The organism is Streptomyces sp. NPDC008086, assembly GCF_042957325.1.
Taxonomy (GTDB): domain Bacteria; phylum Actinomycetota; class Actinomycetes; order Streptomycetales; family Streptomycetaceae; genus Streptomyces.
This window is the reverse complement of sequence record NZ_JBIBIA010000008.1, coordinates 174,357-191,490: the sequence shown is the minus strand read 5'-3', so window position 1 is coordinate 191,490 and position 17,134 is coordinate 174,357. Positions and strand designations below refer to the sequence as shown.

At 71.2% G+C, this 17,134-nt stretch carries 21 protein-coding genes; 2 read left to right on the top strand and 19 right to left on the bottom strand.

Annotated features, from left to right (window positions below):
• Positions 1-14: 14 nt before the first annotated feature.
• The 11 genes from lgt to hisI all read right to left on the bottom strand — a co-directional run bounded on the left by lgt (position 15) and on the right by hisI (position 8,857).
• On the bottom strand, positions 15-965 hold the full coding sequence (lgt, locus tag ACFZBP_RS28320) for a prolipoprotein diacylglyceryl transferase (protein WP_391417162.1): 951 nt from the start codon (positions 963-965) through the stop codon (positions 15-17).
• A 97-nt stretch (positions 966-1,062) separates the two neighbouring features.
• On the bottom strand, positions 1,063-1,839 hold the full coding sequence (locus ACFZBP_RS28315; RefSeq protein ID WP_383444713.1) for a DsbA family protein: 777 nt from the start codon (positions 1,837-1,839) through the stop codon (positions 1,063-1,065).
• Between the two features lie 112 nt (positions 1,840-1,951).
• Complete coding sequence (gene trpA / locus ACFZBP_RS28310) at positions 1,952-2,770, bottom strand: tryptophan synthase subunit alpha (protein ID WP_391417159.1); 819 nt, start codon at positions 2,768-2,770, stop codon at positions 1,952-1,954.
• Entirely contained in the window at positions 2,767-4,053 is a 1,287-nt protein-coding gene (gene trpB, locus ACFZBP_RS28305) for a tryptophan synthase subunit beta (protein WP_217209549.1), read from the bottom strand. Before trpB ends, trpA begins: the two co-directional genes overlap by 4 nt.
• 59 nt (positions 4,054-4,112) lie before the next feature.
• Complete coding sequence (trpM, locus tag ACFZBP_RS28300) at positions 4,113-4,328, bottom strand: tryptophan biosynthesis modulator TrpM (RefSeq protein ID WP_383444706.1); 216 nt, start codon at positions 4,326-4,328, stop codon at positions 4,113-4,115.
• A gap of 21 nt (positions 4,329-4,349) precedes the next feature.
• Entirely contained in the window at positions 4,350-5,159 is an 810-nt protein-coding gene (trpC, locus tag ACFZBP_RS28295; protein WP_383444703.1) for an indole-3-glycerol phosphate synthase TrpC, read from the bottom strand.
• A gap of 135 nt (positions 5,160-5,294) precedes the next feature.
• On the bottom strand, positions 5,295-5,741 hold the full coding sequence (locus ACFZBP_RS28290) for a DUF2752 domain-containing protein (protein WP_383444700.1): 447 nt from the start codon (positions 5,739-5,741) through the stop codon (positions 5,295-5,297).
• 101 nt (positions 5,742-5,842) lie between these two features.
• On the bottom strand, positions 5,843-6,088 hold the full coding sequence (locus ACFZBP_RS28285) for an HGxxPAAW family protein (protein WP_383444697.1): 246 nt from the start codon (positions 6,086-6,088) through the stop codon (positions 5,843-5,845).
• 124 nt (positions 6,089-6,212) lie between these two features.
• Complete coding sequence (locus ACFZBP_RS28280; RefSeq protein ID WP_383444694.1) at positions 6,213-6,854, bottom strand: TIGR02234 family membrane protein; 642 nt, start codon at positions 6,852-6,854, stop codon at positions 6,213-6,215.
• A 93-nt stretch (positions 6,855-6,947) separates the two neighbouring features.
• Positions 6,948-8,435, bottom strand: coding sequence for an anthranilate synthase component I (locus ACFZBP_RS28275; RefSeq protein WP_391417155.1), 1,488 nt, complete (start codon positions 8,433-8,435; stop codon positions 6,948-6,950).
• 11 nt (positions 8,436-8,446) lie between these two features.
• On the bottom strand, positions 8,447-8,857 hold the full coding sequence (hisI, locus tag ACFZBP_RS28270; RefSeq protein WP_383444688.1) for a phosphoribosyl-AMP cyclohydrolase: 411 nt from the start codon (positions 8,855-8,857) through the stop codon (positions 8,447-8,449).
• A 95-nt stretch (positions 8,858-8,952) separates the two neighbouring features.
• On the opposite strand from hisI, the gene ACFZBP_RS28265 reads away from it, so the two are divergent.
• On the top strand, positions 8,953-9,588 hold the full coding sequence (locus ACFZBP_RS28265) for a TIGR03085 family metal-binding protein (RefSeq protein WP_383444685.1): 636 nt from the start codon (positions 8,953-8,955) through the stop codon (positions 9,586-9,588).
• A gap of 21 nt (positions 9,589-9,609) precedes the next feature.
• Here the strand turns inward: ACFZBP_RS28265 and hisF are convergent, their stop codons facing one another.
• From hisF to hisD, 8 genes are read right to left on the bottom strand one after another with little or no spacing between them, the layout of a single operon-like run.
• Positions 9,610-10,365, bottom strand: a complete 756-nt coding sequence (hisF, locus tag ACFZBP_RS28260; protein WP_383444680.1) for an imidazole glycerol phosphate synthase subunit HisF — start codon at positions 10,363-10,365, stop codon at positions 9,610-9,612.
• Positions 10,362-10,775 (bottom strand): RidA family protein, encoded by a 414-nt coding sequence (locus tag ACFZBP_RS28255; RefSeq protein WP_383444677.1) that lies wholly within the window; start codon positions 10,773-10,775, stop codon positions 10,362-10,364. Before ACFZBP_RS28255 ends, hisF begins: the two co-directional genes overlap by 4 nt.
• The gene (gene priA, locus ACFZBP_RS28250; RefSeq protein WP_062719041.1) at positions 10,772-11,497 is read right to left on the bottom strand and encodes a bifunctional 1-(5-phosphoribosyl)-5-((5-phosphoribosylamino)methylideneamino)imidazole-4-carboxamide isomerase/phosphoribosylanthranilate isomerase PriA; all 726 of its coding nucleotides are present in this window, start codon (positions 11,495-11,497) and stop codon (positions 10,772-10,774) included. The genes ACFZBP_RS28255 and priA overlap by 4 nt, the downstream gene beginning before the upstream one ends.
• Positions 11,498-11,501: 4 nt before the next feature.
• Positions 11,502-12,152 (bottom strand): imidazole glycerol phosphate synthase subunit HisH, encoded by a 651-nt coding sequence (hisH, locus tag ACFZBP_RS28245; RefSeq protein ID WP_062719040.1) that lies wholly within the window; start codon positions 12,150-12,152, stop codon positions 11,502-11,504.
• The gene (locus ACFZBP_RS28240) at positions 12,143-12,307 is read right to left on the bottom strand and encodes a hypothetical protein (RefSeq protein WP_234765118.1); all 165 of its coding nucleotides are present in this window, start codon (positions 12,305-12,307) and stop codon (positions 12,143-12,145) included. Before ACFZBP_RS28240 ends, hisH begins: the two co-directional genes overlap by 10 nt.
• 3 nt (positions 12,308-12,310) lie before the next feature.
• Positions 12,311-12,904: an imidazoleglycerol-phosphate dehydratase HisB gene (gene hisB / locus ACFZBP_RS28235; RefSeq protein ID WP_062719038.1), complete on the bottom strand. Its 594-nt coding sequence runs from the start codon at positions 12,902-12,904 to the stop codon at positions 12,311-12,313.
• Positions 12,901-14,013 (bottom strand): histidinol-phosphate transaminase, encoded by a 1,113-nt coding sequence (locus ACFZBP_RS28230; protein WP_391417150.1) that lies wholly within the window; start codon positions 14,011-14,013, stop codon positions 12,901-12,903. The genes hisB and ACFZBP_RS28230 overlap by 4 nt, the downstream gene beginning before the upstream one ends.
• Positions 14,010-15,335, bottom strand: coding sequence for a histidinol dehydrogenase (hisD, locus tag ACFZBP_RS28225; protein ID WP_383444669.1), 1,326 nt, complete (start codon positions 15,333-15,335; stop codon positions 14,010-14,012). Before hisD ends, ACFZBP_RS28230 begins: the two co-directional genes overlap by 4 nt.
• A gap of 182 nt (positions 15,336-15,517) precedes the next feature.
• Here hisD and ACFZBP_RS28220 point away from each other — a divergent pair, with 182 nt between their 5' ends.
• Complete coding sequence (locus tag ACFZBP_RS28220) at positions 15,518-17,107, top strand: oxidoreductase (RefSeq protein WP_383444666.1); 1,590 nt, start codon at positions 15,518-15,520, stop codon at positions 17,105-17,107.
• Positions 17,108-17,134: the final 27 nt, after the last annotated feature.

The following is a 17,134-nucleotide window of genomic DNA, read 5'->3' as shown; positions in this document are numbered from 1 at the left end:
CGTACGGCCATGCCTCACGTCTTCTTCGACGACCCGGCTTCGTCCTTGACCTCGTCCTTCGCGTCGGCCGCAGCCTGGTCGTCGCCCTCGGCGGCCTGGTCCTCGCCGGAAGCCTCGGCCTCACCGTCGGCTTCGTCGCCCGAGGCGGACGCACCCGGCTCGACGACCTCTTCCCGGCCCGGCCGCTTCTTCGCCGACACCACGAGGTACGTCACCGCCAGCAGGAACACGATCAGCGCGGTCCACACGTTCAGCCGCAGGCCCAGGATGTGGTGGGCGTCGTCGACACGCATGTACTCGATCCACGCACGGCCCGAGCAGTACGCGGCGACGTACAACGCGAACGCCCGTCCGTGGCCCAGCTTGAACCGGCGGTCCGCCCAGATCACCAGCAACGCGACGCCGATGCACCACAGCGACTCGTACAGGAACGTCGGGTGGTAGGTGCCCGGAACCCGGCCGTCCGTGGAGGAGGTGATCTCCAGCGCCCACGGAAGGTCGGTCCGGCGGCCGTACAGCTCCTGGTTGAACCAGTTGCCCCAGCGCCCGATCGCCTGCGCGAGGGCGATGCCGGGTGCGATGGCGTCGGCGTACGCGGGCAGCGGGATGCCACGACGGCGGCATCCGATCCACGCACCCACGGCGCCGAGCGCGATCGCGCCCCAGATGCCGAGGCCGCCCTCCCAGATCTTGAAGGCGTCGACCCAGTCACGGCCCTCGCTGAAGTACAGCTCGTAGTCCGTGATCACGTGGTAGAGGCGCCCGCCGACCAGGCCGAACGGGACGGCCCAGACCGCGATGTCGGCCACCGTGCCGGCCCGCCCGCCCCGGGCGATCCAGCGTTTGTTGCCGAGCCAGACGGCTACGAAGACACCGATGATGATGCAGAAGGCGTAGCCGCGCAGCGGAATGGGACCGAGGTGGATCACCCCGCGCGACGGGCTGGGAATGTAGGCAAGTTCCATGGCAAGGTCGACGCTACCCTGCCGGGCGGCAGCGATGGCAGGCAGCCCGGCTACGGGTCCATAACAGGCGGCGCCCCAGGTCGGCCCCCGGCGGGGCTCATCCCTTGGCGGCCTCCTCCACCATCTGCTTCAGCTTGGCCGGCGTCATCGTCTGGTCCTGGTAGATGTTCTTGCCGTTCAGCAGGACCGTCGGCGTGCCGCTGAAGCCGCCCTTCTTGAACGCCTCGTTGGACTTGTCGACCCAGCTGTTGTGGGTGCCGTCCTCGACGCACTTGCGGAAGGCGGGCGTGTCCAGGCCGTCGACCTTGGCCGCGAGTTCCAGCAGCTTGCTGTTCTCGGCGAAGGCGTCGTCCTGCTCGGGCGGCTGGTTCCGGTAGAGCACGTCGTGGTACGGCGTGAACTTCCCGACGTCCTGGGCGCAGGCCGCGGCGTTCGCGGCGTTGCGCGAGCCGGTGCCGCCCATGCCGCCGTCGATGATCGTCGCCAGGTGGTAGTCGACTCTGAGCTTGCCGGCGTCCGTCAGCTCGTGGATCGTCGTCCGGTACGCCTCCTCGAAGGACTTGCAGGCCGGGCAGCGGAAGTCCTCCCAGACAGTGAGCGTCGACTTGGCGCTCTCCTCGCCGACCGGGATCGCGAGGCCGTCCTTACCCTGCGCCCCGGAGGGCCCCACGACCGGCCCGGCCGAGTCACCGCTGTCGTCCTTGCCGGCGTTCGCCGCGACGACTCCGATCACCGCCGCGAGTCCCAGCACGCAGACGACGCTCGCGCCGACGATCAGCGCGCGGCGCCGCTTGTCGGCGGCCTTCTGCTTGTCACGCTCGGCCGCCAGCCGCTCCCGGGCGGTCCGCTTTCCCTCACGATTCTGTTCGCTCACACCCGCAGAACGAACCGGGGAGGCGCAGCGCGCCTCCCCGGCCTGAGGTCCACCCGTTCGAGCGAGTCGTACGGAAGGCTCTTCTTCTGAAGATCTTTCACCCCTGAAGGTGTTACGCCTGGCCGCGCACGCCCTTCGCGAGGTCACCGGCGAGCGCGCGGACGGCCTCGACGCCGGCCGCGTCGTCCGGCGCGTCCAGCATCCGCTTGACGAAGGCCGACCCGACGATCACGCCGTCCGCGAAGCCGGCGACCTCGGTGGCCTGCTCGGCGTTGGAGACGCCGAGCCCGACGCAGACGGGCAGGTCGGTGCCGGTGGCCCGGGTGCGTTCGACCAGGTCCTGGGCCTGCGCGCCGACGGATTCGCGGGTGCCGGTGACGCCCATCAGCGAGGCGGCGTAGACGAAGCCGCTGCCTGCCGCGGTGATCTGCGCGAGCCGCTCGTCCTTGCTGCTGGGCGCCACGACGAAGACCGTCGCGAGCCCGTGCTTCTCGGCGTGCTCCCTCCACAGCGCCGACTCCTGGACGGGCAGGTCGGGCAGGATGCAGCCCGCGCCGCCCGCCTCGGCCAGCTCGGCGGTGAAGCGCTCGACGCCGTAGCGGTCGATGGGGTTCCAGTACGTCATGACGAGGATCGGCTTCCCGGTGGCCTGGTGGGCCTCCTTGACCGTCCGCATGACGTCGGCGATCTTGACGCCGCCGCGCAGGGCGATGTCGTCGGCGGTCTGGATTACGGGGCCGTCGAGGACGGGGTCGCTGTGCGGCAGCCCGACCTCCACGACGTCCGCGCCGCCGTCGAGGGCGGCCTTGATCGCCTCGATGCCGCCGTCCACGGTCGGGAACCCGGCCGGGAGGTAGGCGATCAGCGCGGACCGCCCCTCGGTCCTGGCGGCGGCGAGGGTGTCGGACAGCAGTTGGATGTTCCCGCTCACTTGGCGTCCCCCTCGATCTCCGCGCCGGTGCCGGCCTCGTCCGCGGCGACGGCCGCGTCCGTGTCGTACAGGCCGAAGTACCGTGCGGCCGTGTCCATGTCCTTGTCCCCGCGGCCGGACAGGTTGACGACGATGAGGCCGTCCTTGCCCAGTTCCCGGCCGACCTCCAGGGCTCCGGCGAGCGCGTGGGCGCTCTCGATCGCCGGGATGATGCCCTCGGTACGGGACAGCAGGCGCAGGGCCTGCATCGCCGCGTCGTCGGTGACCGCGCGGTACTCGCCGCGGCCGGAGTCCTTGAGGTAGGAGTGCTCCGGGCCGATGCCGGGGTAGTCCAGACCGGCCGAGATCGAGTACGGCTCGGTGATCTGGCCCTCCTCGTCCTGGAGGACGTAGGAGCGGGAGCCGTGCAGGATGCCGGGCTCGCCGGCGGTCAGCGTGGCCGCGTGCTCACCGGTCTCGACGCCGTGCCCGGCGGGCTCGCAGCCGATGAGGCGTACGTCCGTGTCGGGGATGAAGGCGTGGAAGAGGCCGATGGCGTTGGAGCCGCCGCCGACGCAGGCGATGGCAGCGTCGGGGAGGCGTCCGGCGCGCTCCAGGAGCTGGCGGCGGGCCTCGACGCCGATGACGCGGTGGAAGTCGCGGACCATGGCCGGGAAGGGGTGCGGGCCGGCGACCGTACCGAAGAGGTAGTGGGTGCGGTCGACGTTGGCGACCCAGTCGCGGAACGCCTCGTTGATGGCGTCCTTCAGGGTACGGCTGCCGGACTTCACGGCGATGACCTCGGCGCCGAGCATGCGCATGCGGGCCACGTTGAGGGCCTGACGCTGGGTGTCGATCTCGCCCATGTAGATGGTGCAGTCGAGACCGAACAGGGCGCAGGCCGTCGCCGTGGCGACGCCGTGCTGGCCCGCGCCGGTCTCCGCGATCACCCGGGTCTTGCCCATGCGCTTGGTGAGCAGGGCCTGGCCGAGGACGTTGTTGATCTTGTGGGAGCCGGTGTGGTTGAGGTCTTCCCGCTTCAGGAAGATCCGGGCGCCGCCCGCTTCCGCGGCGAAGCGGGGGACCTCGGTGAGGGAGCTGGGGCGGCCGGTGTAGTTGACCAGGAGGTCGTCGAGTTCGCGGGCGAACTCGGGATCGTGCTTGGCCTTGTCGTACTCGACGGCCACCTCGTCGACGGCGGCGACGAGGGCCTCCGGGATGAACTTGCCGCCGAACGCGCCGAAGTAGCCTTCGGGGCTGGGGACCTGACCCTCCGGGTCGGGGATGAAGAAGTCGCTGGGCATGCGTGTACCTCACGGTGAGTGTGTGTTGAGTGCACTGATCGCCGTGGGGGCGGGGATTGTCAGTTGGCTGCGGGCCCGTCGGGGCTGGTCGCGCAGTTTTCCGCGCCCCTTGAGGGGCGCTGCCATCGACGGCCGTTGACCTGCCCGGGTTCGTCACCGATGACGTACCGCACCCGACGACCGTGGACACGCCTGGCGGGGGCTCGGCAGCCCCTCGGGCGGCAGCCGCGCGCGAGGCGGGCGTGCCGGTCCACGGTGGTCACGGTGAGAGTCATCGCGGTCAGCCTAGCGGGTGATCAGCCTCTGCCGTGGCGGAGCGCGGGGTGCTCGCCGGCCGCCACCAGGTCGGAGACCGCCGACTTCGGGTCCTTGCCCGTGACGAGGGACTCGCCGACCAGGACCGCGTCGGCGCCGGCGTTGGCGTAGGCGATGAGGTCGTGGGGGCCGCGGACACCGGATTCGGCGACCTTGACGAGGCCGGCGGGGATCTCGGGGGCGACGCGCTCGAAGGTGCCGCGGTCGACCTCGAGCGTCTTCAGGTTGCGCGCGTTGACACCGATGATCTTGGCGCCCGCGTCCACGGCACGCTCGACCTCGTCCTCGTCGTGCACCTCGACCAGCGGGGTCAGGCCGATGGAGACCGCCCGCTCGATGAGGGACTCCAGGGCCGACTGGTCGAGGGCGGCGACGATCAGCAGGGCGAGGTCGGCGCCGTACGCGCGGGCCTCCCACAGCTGGTACGAGGTGACGATGAAGTCCTTGCGCAGGACCGGGATGTCCACGCGGGCGCGGACGGCCTCCAGGTCGGCGAGCGAGCCACCGAAGCGGCGCTGTTCGGTGAGGACGGAGATGACGGCCGCGCCGCCCGCCTCGTAGTCCGCGGCGAGGCCGGCCGGGTCGGCGATGGCGGCCAGCGCGCCCTTGGAGGGGCTGGAGCGCTTGACCTCGCAGATGACCTTGACGCCGTCGCCCTTGAGCGCGGCGACCCCGTCCTTGGCCGCGGGAGCCTTCGCCGCGCGCTCCTTGAGCTCGTCGAGGCTGACGCGCGCCTGCCGCTCCGCGAGGTCGGCACGGACTCCGTCGATGATCTCGTCGAGCACACTCACGCGAGCGGCCCCCTTCCAGACGGTTGGACTATGAAAGCGGTACGAAACCTACGGTCACTCGATGGTATCCGGAGGAAGGCCAAGGCTTCGCATCCGGTTGACTCCGATCCCACTACCTGGACCTTCTCCAGTTGATCAAGGATGTAGCCAGCCACCGAACGGCAGGTTCCGGACAACCGTGAAGACCAGTAGCAACACCCCCGCGGCCCACAGCTGCCCGGGCCCGGGATCGATCCTGAACGGCCGTCCGCGCACCGTCCGGACCACCCACACGGTCCACAGCACGGCGAAGAGCGCGTAGCCGGCGACGGCGAGCGCGTTGTCCTGGAGCGCCGCGAGCAGGTCCCCGTGGACCACGGCGTGCGCGCTGCGCAGTCCGCCGCAGCCGGGACAGTAGAGACCGGTGTACCGCAGGAGCGGACAGGCGGGGTAGTGGCCGGGCTCGTTCGGGTCCACGGCGCCGACGTAGGCGAAGGCCCCGGCGACGGCCGCGAGGATCCCGGCGGGGACGGCCAGCCGCCGGACCCCGCCCTCCGGGCCGGGCCGCGTCACGCTCTGGCCTTGGGTGTTCACACCTCGCATTGTGCCCGGTGCGGGCGTCCACGCGCGCGTGAGGGCGGCTACCGGTACGCCGTGCACCGGTAGCCGCCCTCCGCGAGGTCGTACGAGACCGCCCTGTGGAATCAGCCCTGGACGTCCGCCGTCTCACGCTTCTCCGCGAGGAGCACGTGCGAGTCCTTGGGCTGGCCGAGGCCCATCCCGCGCATGACCCAGCCGACGACGCCGCCGAGGATCACGACGCCCAGGCCGGCCCAGAAGCCCGCGGGCTGGGCCATCACCATGAAGGCGCCCGAGACGCAGAAACCGATGAAGGCGATCGTGACACCGGTCCAGGCGGCCGGGGTGTGACCGTGGCTGCTGCCCGCCATTGCTTGCTCCTCTTGCTGTGTACGTGTTGTACGTGGGTGAGCCGGTCGCTCGCTGTCATTGTCCCGCACGCGCCCGCGCGCGGTGATCGGGGGTCGCGGCCTGCCCGCCCCGGTCGGGTACCGGTCAGCTTCGGGTCGGGTCCTCGCCCCGGTCCAGGGCCTTCCAGAGTTCCTCGGGGCGGTCGGGGTCGGCGGCCGGGGACCTGCGGCGGGGCCGGGGAGCGCCGCCGCGCTCGTAGCGGCCGGACATGCCGGGCCACAGTCGGCCGTAGCGCAGGGCAAGCAGTCCGGCGAGCAGGATCAGGGCACCGCCGACGGCCGCGACGTACGGCCAGGCGGTGTGGGTGAGGGCCTGCACGGTGGCCGAGGTGTCGCCGGAGGCCTGCGCGGCCTTCTCGTCCAGTGCGGAACTGTCGGAGGCGCCGAGCAGGGCGGCGGCGATGGTGCCGGCGCCGGAGAGCGCGAGCAGGGCGGCGACCATGAAGCGGCCCGCGCGGCGGACGGCGAAGACGGCGACGAGCGCGGCGAGCCCCACTATGGCCAGGGCCGCCGGGACGCCGGTGACGTCGCTGCCCTTGGCGATCAGGGGGAACGGGCCGCCGGCCACCGTCACGGTGCCCTCCGACCAGCGCTGCCGGGTCGAGAGCAACGCGACGGCCGCGCCGAGCGCGCCGCACAGCAGGGCGACGGCGAGGCTCATACGGCCGGCCCGGGCGGAGCCGGGGGCTTCGGAACGGGGGTGCGGAACAGCAGTCACGTACTCCACTATCACCCGAACCCCGAGCGATCGGTCACCCGGGGTTCGGCTGAAGCGGCCACGGGGTTCACCCGAGGCGGCCGCCAGGTCGTGTCCTTGGGCTCACTTGAGGCGGTTCGCGGTGTGCACGGCCCGCAGGACCGCCGCCGCCTTGTTCCGGCATTCGGTGTCCTCGGCGACCGGGTCCGAGTCGGCGACGATGCCCGCGCCCGCCTGGACGTAGGCCATGCCGCCGCGCAGCAGGGCCGTACGGATGGCGATGGCGGTGTCGGAGTCGCCCGCGAAGTCGAGGTAGCCGACGCAGCCGCCGTACAGCCCCCGGCGGGACGGTTCGAGTTCGTCGATGATCTGCATCGCCCGGGGCTTCGGCGCGCCGGAGAGGGTGCCGGCCGGGAAGCAGGCCGTCAGGACGTCGAAGGCCGTGCGGCCGGGTGCCACGCGTCCGGTGACCGTGGAGACGATGTGCATCACGTGCGAGTACCGCTCGATGGACATGAAGTCGACGACCTCGACGGAACCGGGCTCGCAGACCCGACCCAGGTCGTTGCGGCCCAGGTCGACCAGCATCAGGTGCTCGGCGCGCTCCTTGGGGTCGGCGATGAGTTCGTCGGCGAGGGCCTGGTCCTCCTGCGGGGTGGCGCCGCGCCACCGGGTGCCGGCGATGGGGTGGACCATGGCCTGTCCGTCCTCGACCTTCACGAGGGCTTCGGGCGAGGAGCCGACGACGTCGAAGCCGTCGAAGCGGAACAGGTACATGTACGGGGAGGGGTTGGTCGCCCGGAGCACCCGGTAGACGTCCAACGCGCTTGCCGTGCACGGTGTTTCGAAGCGCTGGGAGGGGACGACCTGGAAAGCCTCGCCGGCCCGGATGCGCTCCTTGATGTCCTCGACGGCCTCCTGGAAGTCCTCGCCGCCCCACAGCGCGGTGTACTCGGGGAGCTCGGAGGGCGGGAGGACGGCGGGCGGCTGGGCGACCGGACGGGAGAGGTCGGCCTCCATGGCGTCCAGGCGGGCGACGGCGTCGGCGTAGGCCTCGTCGACGCCCGTGTCGAGGTCGTTGTGGTTGATCGCGTTGGCGATCAGCAGGACCGAGCCCTCCCAGTGGTCCATGACGGCGAGGTCGCTGGTGAGCAGCATGGTCAGCTCGGGCAGCTTCAGGTCGTCCCGCTCGCCGGGGCCGATCTTCTCCAGGCGGCGCACGATGTCGTAGCCGAGGTAGCCGACCATGCCGCCGGTGAAGGGCGGCAGGCCCAGGTCGTGGGCGAGGTCCCGGGGGGTGTGCAGGGCCTCGATGGTGGCGCGCAGGGCGGCGAGCGGGTCGCCCTCGGCGGGGACGCCGACGGGCGGCGTGCCGAGCCAGTGGGCCTGTCCGGCGCGCTCGGTGAGGGTCGCCGCGGACCGGACGCCGACGAACGAGTAACGGGACCAGGAGCGGCCGTTCTCCGCGGACTCCAGCAGGAACGTGCCCGGGCGCTCGGCGGCCAGCTTGCGGTAGAGGGCGACCGGGGTGTCGCCGTCGGCGAGGAGCTTGCGGGTGACCGGGATGACACGCCGGTCGGTGGCGAGCTTGCGGAAGGTCTCGAGGTCCATGGCGGCTGACCCTACTGATCCGAGGCCGGTGCGCCGGCATCGGCGCCGTCCTTGAGCAGCACGTCCTCGTCGAAGCAGGTCCGCGCGCCCGTGTGGCAGGCGGCGCCGACCTGGTCGACCCGGACGAGCACGGTGTCGGCGTCGCAGTCGAGGGCGACGGACTTCACCCACTGGAAGTGGCCTGAGGTGTCGCCCTTGACCCAGTACTCCTGGCGGCTGCGCGACCAGTAGGTGCAGCGGCCGGTGGTGAGCGTGCGATGCAGCGCCTCGTCGTCCATCCAGCCCAGCATCAGCACCTCTCCGGTGTCGTACTGCTGGGCGATGGCGGGCAGGAGCCCGTCCGCGGTGCGCTTGAGGCGTGCGGCGATCTCGGGGTCCAGCCCACTGGGGCGGCGGGGCGTGCTGGTGGTCATGCAAGCCATTGTGCCGCCTGCCACTGACAGTGACGGTCCGATGTCCACTTCGTGGATGCGGGCGACGGGTGGGCGGACCTGATACGTGGTCGTAGGCTGACGGCATGTCGACCTTCGCCAAGCGTGAACGACTTCTCATGGCCGACCTCCTGGAGGCCGAGGGCCCGGACGCCCCCACTCTCTGCGAGGGCTGGACGACCCGTGACCTGGCCGCGCACGTGGTGGTGCGCGAGCGCCGCCCGGACGCTGCCGCCGGCATTCTGATCAAGCAGCTCGGGCCGCGGCTGGACCGGGCGATGGAGGAGTTCGCGGCGAAGCCGTACGAGGAGCTGATCCAGCTCATCCGCACCGGCCCGCCGCGCTTCTCGCCCTTCCAGCTCAAGCAGATCGACGAGGCGTCGAACACGATCGAGTTCTACGTCCACACGGAGGACGTCCGCCGCGCCCAGCCGGACTGGACGCCCCGCGAACTCGACCCGGTCTTCCAGGACGCCCTCTGGTCCCGTCTGGAGCGCTCGGCCCGTCTGGTGGGCCGCACCGCTCCCACCGGCCTGGTGCTGCGCCGCCCCGACGGCCAGACGGCGGTCGCCCACAAGGGCACGCCCGTCGTCACGGTGACCGGCGAGCCCTCGGAGCTGCTCCTGTTCGCCTACGGCCGGCAGAACGCCGCCAAGGTCGAACTGGACGGCGACAAGGACGCCATCGCGAAGCTGCACGAGGGCAAGCAGTTGGGGATCTAGGCGGCTGTCGGGCCCCGGCTTTCAGCGGACGGGGTGCCCCGCGCCCCGCAGCGCGTCCTTGACCTCGCCGATTCGCAGGTCGCCGAAGTGGAACACCGAGGCGGCGAGTACCGCGTCCGCGCCGGACTCGATGGCCGGGGCGAAGTCGGCGAGCTTGCCGGCGCCGCCGGAGGCGATCACCGGGACCGTGACGTGCTTGCGTACGGCCTGGATCATCTCCAGGTCGTAGCCGTCCTTGGTGCCGTCCGCGTCCATGGAGTTGAGCAGGATCTCCCCGGCGCCCAGTTCGGCGGCGCGGTGCGCCCACTCGACGGCGTCGATGCCGGTTCCCTTGCGACCGCCGTGGGTGGTGACCTCGAAGGTGCCCTCGGGGGTGCGCCGCGCGTCCACGGAGAGGACCAGGACCTGCCGGCCGAAGCGCTCGGCGATCTCGCGGATGAGGTCCGGGCGCGCGATGGCCGCCGTGTTGACGCCGACCTTGTCGGCTCCTGCGCGCAGCAGCTTGTCCACGTCCTCGGCCGTGCGGACGCCGCCGCCGACGGTGAGCGGGATGAAGACCTGCTCGGCCGTGCGGCGCACGACGTCGTAGGTCGTCTCGCGGTTGCCGGACGACGCGGTGATGTCCAGGAACGTCAGCTCGTCGGCGCCCTCGGCGTCGTACACCTTGGCCATCTCGACGGGGTCGCCCGCGTCGCGCAGGTTCTGGAAGTTGACGCCCTTGACGACCCGGCCGTTGTCCACGTCCAGGCAGGGGATGACTCGGACCGCCAGGGTCATGAGACCGGCTCCTCCAACGTGCTTCTGAATGCTTCTATTTCGACTTCGACCAGGATGCGCGAGTCCACGAAACCCTCCACGACGAGCAGCGTCGTGACCGGGCGCACCGTGTCGAAGAACTCCTTGTGGGCGCGGCCCACGGCGTCCACGTCGCGCGCGTGGGTGAGGTACATCCGGGTCCGGATCACGGACTCGACGCCGAGCCCGAACTCGCCGAGCGCCTCGACCGCGCTGGTGAAGGCGACCTTGGCCTGCTCGTACGGGTCGCCCTCGCCGTACAGCACGTCGCCCTTGAAGGAGGTCGTGCCCCCGACCAGGACGCGGTCACCCGCCGCGACGGCGCGTGCGAAACCGAAGGACTCTTCCCAGGGACTTCCGCTCTGCACGCGCCGCACGGCATCGGACGTCATGACGAGACAACCTCCAGGGCCTCTTCCAGGGTGAACGCCTTCGCGTACAGGGCCTTCCCGACGATGGAGCCCTCGACACCGAGCGGGACGAGCTCGGCAATGGCCCGCAGGTCGTCCAGGGAGGAGACGCCGCCGGAGGCGACGACCGGGCGGTCCGTCGCGGCGCAGACGTTCTTCAGCAGCTCCAGGTTGGGGCCCTGGAGCGTGCCGTCCTTGGCGATGTCCGTGACGACGTAGCGCGCGCAGCCCTCGTTGTTGAGGCGCTCCAGCGTCTCGTAGAGGTCGCCGCCGTCGCGGGTCCAGCCGCGTCCGCGCAGCGTGGTGCCCCGTACGTCCAGGCCCACGGCGATCTTGTCGCCGTGCTCGGCGATGACCTTGGCGACCCACTCGGGGGTCTCCAGGGCGGCCGTGCCGAGGTTCACGCGGGTGCAGCCGGTGGCGAGCGCGGCGGCCAGCGAGGCGTCGTCGCGGATGCCGCCGGACAGCTCGACCTTGATGTCCATGGCCTTCGCGACCTCGGCGATCAGCTCCCGGTTGTCGCCGGTGCCGAACGCGGCGTCCAGGTCGACCAGGTGCAGCCACTCGGCGCCGGAGCGCTGCCAGGCGAGGGCGGCCTCCAGCGGGGAGCCGTAGGAGGTCTCGGTGCCGGACTCGCCGTGCACGAGGCGGACGGCCTGGCCGTCGCGGACGTCGACGGCGGGGAGGAGTTCGAGCTTGGCCATGTCTCTACAGGGTTCCGATCCAGTTGGTGAGCAGCTGCGCTCCGGCGTCGCCGGACTTCTCGGGGTGGAACTGGGTGGCCCACAGGGCGCCGTTCTCCACGGCGGCCACGAAGGGCTTGCCGTGGGTCGACCAGGTGACCAGCGGTGCGGTCATCAGCGGGTTCCCGGTCTCCAGGGTCCAGTCGTGGACGGCGTAGGAGTGCACGAAGTAGAAGCGCGCGTCCGCGTCCAGGCCGGCGAACAGCTCGGAGCCGGCCGCGACGTCGACGGTGTTCCAGCCCATGTGGGGGACGATGTCGGCCTGGAGCGGCTCGACCGAGCCGGGCCACTCGCCCATGCCCTCGGTCTCGACGCCGTGCTCGATGCCGCGGGCGAAGAGGATCTGCATGCCGACGCAGATGCCCATCACGGGGCGCCCGCCGGCCAGTCGCCGCTCGACGATCCAGTCGCCGCGCGCCTCCTTCAGGCCCTGCATGCAGGCGGCGAAGGCACCGACGCCCGGCACCAGCAGGCCGTCGGCGTTCATGGCCCTGTCGAAGTCACGGGTGATCTCGACGTCGGCGCCCGCGCGCGCGAGGGCGCGTTCGGCGGAGCGGACGTTGCCGAAGCCGTAGTCGAAGACGACGACCTTCTTCACTCCGTTGCTCAATTCCACACCTCCAGCCTCAGGACGCCGGCCACGAGACACATCGCGGCGCCTATGGAGAGCAGCACGATGAGGTTCTTCGGCATCTGCTGCTTGACGAAGGAGATGATCCCGCCGATCAGGAAGAGACCGACGACGATCAGGACGGTGGACAGCCCGTTCATGGGTTACAGCGCACCCTTCGTGGAGGGAAGGATGCCCGCCGCGCGCGGGTCGCGCTCGGAGGCGTACCGCAGGGCCCGGGCGAGCGCCTTGAACTGGCACTCCACGATGTGGTGGGCGTTGCGCCCGTACGGCACGTGCACGTGCAGGGCGATCTGTGCCTGGGCGACGAAGGACTCCAGGATGTGCCGGGTCATCGTGGTGTCGTACTCGCCGATCATCGGCGCCATGTTCTCGGGCTCGGTGTGCACGAGGTAGGGGCGGCCGGAGAGGTCGACGGTGACCTGGGCGAGGGACTCGTCCAGCGGGACGGTGCAGTTGCCGAAGCGGTAGATGCCCACCTTGTCGCCGAGGGCCTGCTTGAAGGCGGCGCCGAGCGCGAGGGCGGTGTCCTCGATGGTGTGGTGCGAGTCGATGTGCAGGTCGCCCTCGGTCTTGACCGTGAGGTCGAACAGGCCGTGGCGGCCGAGCTGGTCGAGCATGTGGTCGTAGAAGCCGACACCGGTCGACACATCGACCTTGCCGGACCCGTCGAGGTCGATCTCGACGAGGACGGAGGTCTCCTTCGTCACCCGCTCTATGCGGCCTACGCGGTTCATGTGCTCTGCTCCTTCTTCAACTCACGGACCGCGTCGAGGAACGCGTCGTTCTCTTCGGGGGTTCCGGCGGTGACGCGCAGCCAGCCCGGCACGCCGTTGTCCCGGACCAGGACGCCCCGGTCGAGGATCCGCTGCCAGACGGCGTGGGCGTCGTCGAACCGCCCGAACTGCACGAAGTTGGCGTCCGACGCGGTGACCTCGTAGCCGATCGCCAGCAGTTCGGTGACCAGCCGGTCCCGCTCCGCCTTCAGTTGCTCGACGTACTTCAGCAGGACGTCGGTGTGCTCCAGGGCGGCCAGCGCGGTCGCCTGGGTGACGGCCGACAGGTGGTACGGCAGCCGGACGAGCTGGACGGCGTCGACGACCGCCGCGTGCGCGGCGAGATAGCCGAGGCGCAGGCCGGCGGCGCCGAAGGCCTTGGACATCGTCCGGGAGACGACGAGATTCGGGCGACCCTCGAGCAGCGGCAGCAGCGAGTCGCCGTGGCTGAACTCGATGTACGCCTCGTCGACCACGACCATCGACGGCTTCGCCGCCTGCGCGGCCTCGTACAGCGCGAGGACCGTATCGGGCGGGACCGCGGTGCCCGTGGGGTTGTTGGGGGTGGTGATGAAGACGACGTCCGGCCGGTGCTCGGCGATCGCCTTCTCGGCGGCCTCGAGGTCGATCGTGAAGTCCTCGTTGCGGGGGCCGGAGATCCAGCCGGTGCCGGTGCCGCGCGAGATGAGCCCGTGCATCGAGTACGACGGCTCGAAGCCGATGGCGGTGCGGCCGGGTCCGCCGAAGGTCTGCAGCAGCTGCTGGATGACCTCGTTGGAGCCGTTGGCGGCCCAGACGTTGGCCAGGCCGACCTTGTGGCCGGAGGTGTCGGTCAGGTACTTGGCGAGCTGGGTGCGCAGCTCGACGGCGTCGCGGTCCGGGTAGCGGTTGAGGTTCCGGGCCGCCTCCCGCACCCGCTCGGTGATCCGCTCGACCAGCGGCTCGGGCAGCGGGTAGGGGTTCTCGTTGGTGTTCAGCCGTACGGGGACGTCCAACTGGGGCGCGCCGTATGGGGACTTGCCGCGCAGCTCGTCCCGTACGGGGAGATCGTCGATACGTACGTCGTTCACTTGCTCGTCGGTACCTTCCAGCCGAACCTCGCCTTGATCGCCGCGCCGTGCGCCGGCAGATCCTCCGCCTCCGCCAGCGTGACCACGTGATGCGCGACCTCGGCCAGCGCGTCCCGCGTGTAGTCGACGATGTGGATGCCGCGCAGGAAGGACTGGACGGACAGGCCCGAGGAATGGCAGGCGCAGCCGCCGGTGGGCAGCACGTGGTTGGACCCGGCGGCGTAGTCGCCGAGCGAGACCGGCGCCCAGGGGCCGATGAAGATCGCTCCGGCGTTGCGTACCCGGTCGGCCACGGCGGCCGCGTCGGCGGTCTGGATCTCCAGGTGCTCGGCGCCGTACGCGTCGACGACCTTGAGGCCCTCGTCGACACCGTCGACCAGGACGATCGCGGACTGCCTGCCCTTGAGGGCCGGGACGATCCGGTCGTCGATGTGCTTGGTGGCGGCGACCTGCGGCTCCAGCTCCCTCTCCACCGCGTCCGCGAGTTCCACGGAGTCGGTGACCAGGACGGCGGCGGCCAGCGGGTCGTGCTCGGCCTGGCTGATCAGGTCGGAGGCGACGTGCACCGGGTCGGCGGTGGAGTCGGCGAGGACCGCGATCTCGGTCGGGCCGGCCTCGGCGTCGATGCCGATCTTGCCGGTGAAGTAGCGCTTGGCGGCGGCGACCCAGATGTTGCCGGGGCCGGTGACCATGTTGGCGGGCGGGCAGGACTCGGTGCCGTACGCGAACATCGCGACGGCGGTCGCGCCACCGGCGGCGTAGACCTCGTCGACGCCGAGCAGCGCGCACGCGGCGAGGATCGTCGGGTGCGGGAGGCCGCCGAACTCGGCCTGGGCGGGCGAGGCGAGCGCGATCGACTCGACGCCGGCCTCCTGGGCCGGGACGACGTTCATGATCACGGAGGACGGGTAGACCGACCGGCCGCCGGGCGCGTACAGCCCGACCCGGTCAACCGGCACCCACTTCTCGGTGACCGAGCCACCCGGGACGACCTGTGTGGTGTGCGTCGTACGGCGCTGCTCACGGTGGACGAGGCGGGCGCGGCGGATGGACTCCTCCAGGGCCGCGCGCACGGCCGGGTCGAGCTCCTCCAACGCGCGCGTGAGCGCCTGTGCGGGCACCCGCACCTGGTCGAGCTTCACCCCGTCGAACTTCTCGGCGAAGTCGATCAGCGCCGCGTCGCCCCGATGATGCACGGCCTCGCAGATCGGACGCACCTTCTCCAGGGCGGCCGAGACGTCGAAGTCGGCTCGGGGCAGCAGGTCGCGCAGGGCGGGGCCCTCGGGGAGGGCGTCGCCGCGCAGATCGATTCGGGAGATCACGGGCTCAATTCTCTCAGACCCTGCTCGGGCGTCGTTCGCGCGTATCAATGGCTGATACAGATCCCTCCGAAGATTCCACTCGGAACCCGGAAGATCGCCTTCACGTCTTGCGTTCGGAGCGTCACCCAGCGGGCATGAACAGTTGTACGAACCCATGAGTAGATGAGGGGGATGGGCGAAACGTGACCGAAGGTGCCGGCCTCCGTGACGGAGACCTGCCGGACGACCTGCCGAACGACCTGACCGCCGCCGAACTCGGCATGTGGCAGGCCTTCCGCAACGGCAGTGTGTACGACCTGAGCAGCGGCGACACGATCGTCGACGATCCGCACGGCGGCCATCCCTGGGGAGACGAGCGCACGGTACGGGCGCGGATCGTCTGCTGGCTGCTGCTGGACGGGCCGCCCGCCCTCGCGGGCCGGGTGTCCTCGCTGAAGCTCGTGGGCGTGCGGATCAGCGACACGATGGACCTGGCGGGCGGCACGGTGGTGCCGTACCTCGAGATGCGCGGCTGCCGCTTCGACCGGGAGATCCGGCTGCCGGAGGCCCACTTCACGACCGTACGGCTGGTGAACTGCGCGGTGCCGCGCCTGGAGGCCGCCCGGGTGCACACCGAGGGCGACCTGCATCTGCCGCGCTGCCGCTTCCACAACGGCATCCGGCTCACCGACGCCCAGATCGGCACGGACCTGCTGCTCAACCAGGCGATCGTCTACCGGGACCGCAGCGGCCGCTCGATCGCCGCGGACGGCATCAGCGTCGGCCAGGACCTCCAGGCGGAGATGCTGGAGTCGCACGGCGAGCTGAGCCTGCGCGGCGCCAGCATCGGCGTGTCGCTGAGCCTGCGGGGCGCCCGGCTGGTCAACCCGTACACCAGGCTCGCGCTGAACGCCCCCCAGCTGACCGTCGGACGCACGCTCTACCTGACCCCGGCCGGCGTCGGCAGCCCGCTGCTGAGCGGCCGTACGCCCGCGCGCGGGACGCGTATCCAGCGGTTCGCGTGCCAGGGCGGGGTGCGCCTCGACGACGGGCGGTTCGGGGACGCGGTGGACCTGGAGCGGGCCCGGTTCACCTTCACCGACGAGCAGGAGCTGTCGCTGCGCCGCATCCAGACGCCCGAGCTGCGCTTCCTGGGCGAGCGGCCGGAGCGCGGCGGGGTGGTGCTGTCGGGGGCACGAGTCGTCAACCTGATGGACCGGGCGGACGCCTGGCCCGGCCCCGGTCTGCTGCACATGGGTGGCTTCACGTACGAGAACCTCGTGCCGCGCGGCCCGTTCCCGCTGGAGCGCCGGCTGGAGTGGGTGACCGCGGCGACCGCCGAGTACAACCCGGAGCCGTACGAGCGGCTGGCCGCCGTGCTGCGGGCCGGCGGTGAGGACGAGGACGCGCGCGAGGTGCTGCTCGCCAAGCAGCGCCGCCGCCGCGAGACGCTGCCGCCCGCGGCCAAGCTGTGGGGGTACGCGCAGGACTGGATGGTCGCGTACGGCTATCGGCCGGGCCGCGCGGCCGTGTGGATGGCGGTGCTGTGGGCGGCGAGTTCGGTGGCCTTCACCTACGCCGACCATCCGCCGATCAAGGGCGGCGAGCACCCGGCGTGGAACCCTCCGCTCTTCGCCCTCGACCTGCTGCTGCCGGTCATCGACCTGGGCCAGGTCGGGTTCTGGCAGCTACGAGGCGCCTGGCAGTGGCTGGCCGCGGCGATGATCCTGCTGGGCTGGATCCTGGCGACGACGGTGGCGACGGGGGCGACGCGCATGTTGCGCCGCAACTGACACGGGTGAGGCCGGTGAGGTCGACGA

Coding starts and splice junctions, on each gene's coding strand:
- ACFZBP_RS28285 (WP_383444697.1), bottom strand. CDS start 6,088: ATGGCGGGCAGCAGCCACGGTCACACCCCGGCCGCCTGGACCGGTGTC.
- hisI (WP_383444688.1), bottom strand. CDS start 8,857: ATGGCTTGCATGACCACCAGCACGCCCCGCCGCCCCAGTGGGCTGGAC.
- hisF (WP_383444680.1), bottom strand. CDS start 10,365: ATGACCCTGGCGGTCCGAGTCATCCCCTGCCTGGACGTGGACAACGGC.
- trpB (WP_217209549.1), bottom strand. CDS start 4,053: ATGCCCAGCGACTTCTTCATCCCCGACCCGGAGGGTCAGGTCCCCAGC.
- ACFZBP_RS28290 (WP_383444700.1), bottom strand. CDS start 5,741: ATGCGAGGTGTGAACACCCAAGGCCAGAGCGTGACGCGGCCCGGCCCG.
- ACFZBP_RS28255 (WP_383444677.1), bottom strand. CDS start 10,775: ATGACGTCCGATGCCGTGCGGCGCGTGCAGAGCGGAAGTCCCTGGGAA.
- trpM (WP_383444706.1), bottom strand. CDS start 4,328: ATGACTCTCACCGTGACCACCGTGGACCGGCACGCCCGCCTCGCGCGC.
- hisB (WP_062719038.1), bottom strand. CDS start 12,904: ATGAACCGCGTAGGCCGCATAGAGCGGGTGACGAAGGAGACCTCCGTC.
- lgt (WP_391417162.1), bottom strand. CDS start 965: ATGGAACTTGCCTACATTCCCAGCCCGTCGCGCGGGGTGATCCACCTC.
- ACFZBP_RS28240 (WP_234765118.1), bottom strand. CDS start 12,307: ATGAACGGGCTGTCCACCGTCCTGATCGTCGTCGGTCTCTTCCTGATC.
- priA (WP_062719041.1), bottom strand. CDS start 11,497: ATGGCCAAGCTCGAACTCCTCCCCGCCGTCGACGTCCGCGACGGCCAG.
- ACFZBP_RS28275 (WP_391417155.1), bottom strand. CDS start 8,435: ATGGACCTCGAGACCTTCCGCAAGCTCGCCACCGACCGGCGTGTCATC.
- ACFZBP_RS28265 (WP_383444685.1), top strand. CDS start 8,953: ATGTCGACCTTCGCCAAGCGTGAACGACTTCTCATGGCCGACCTCCTG.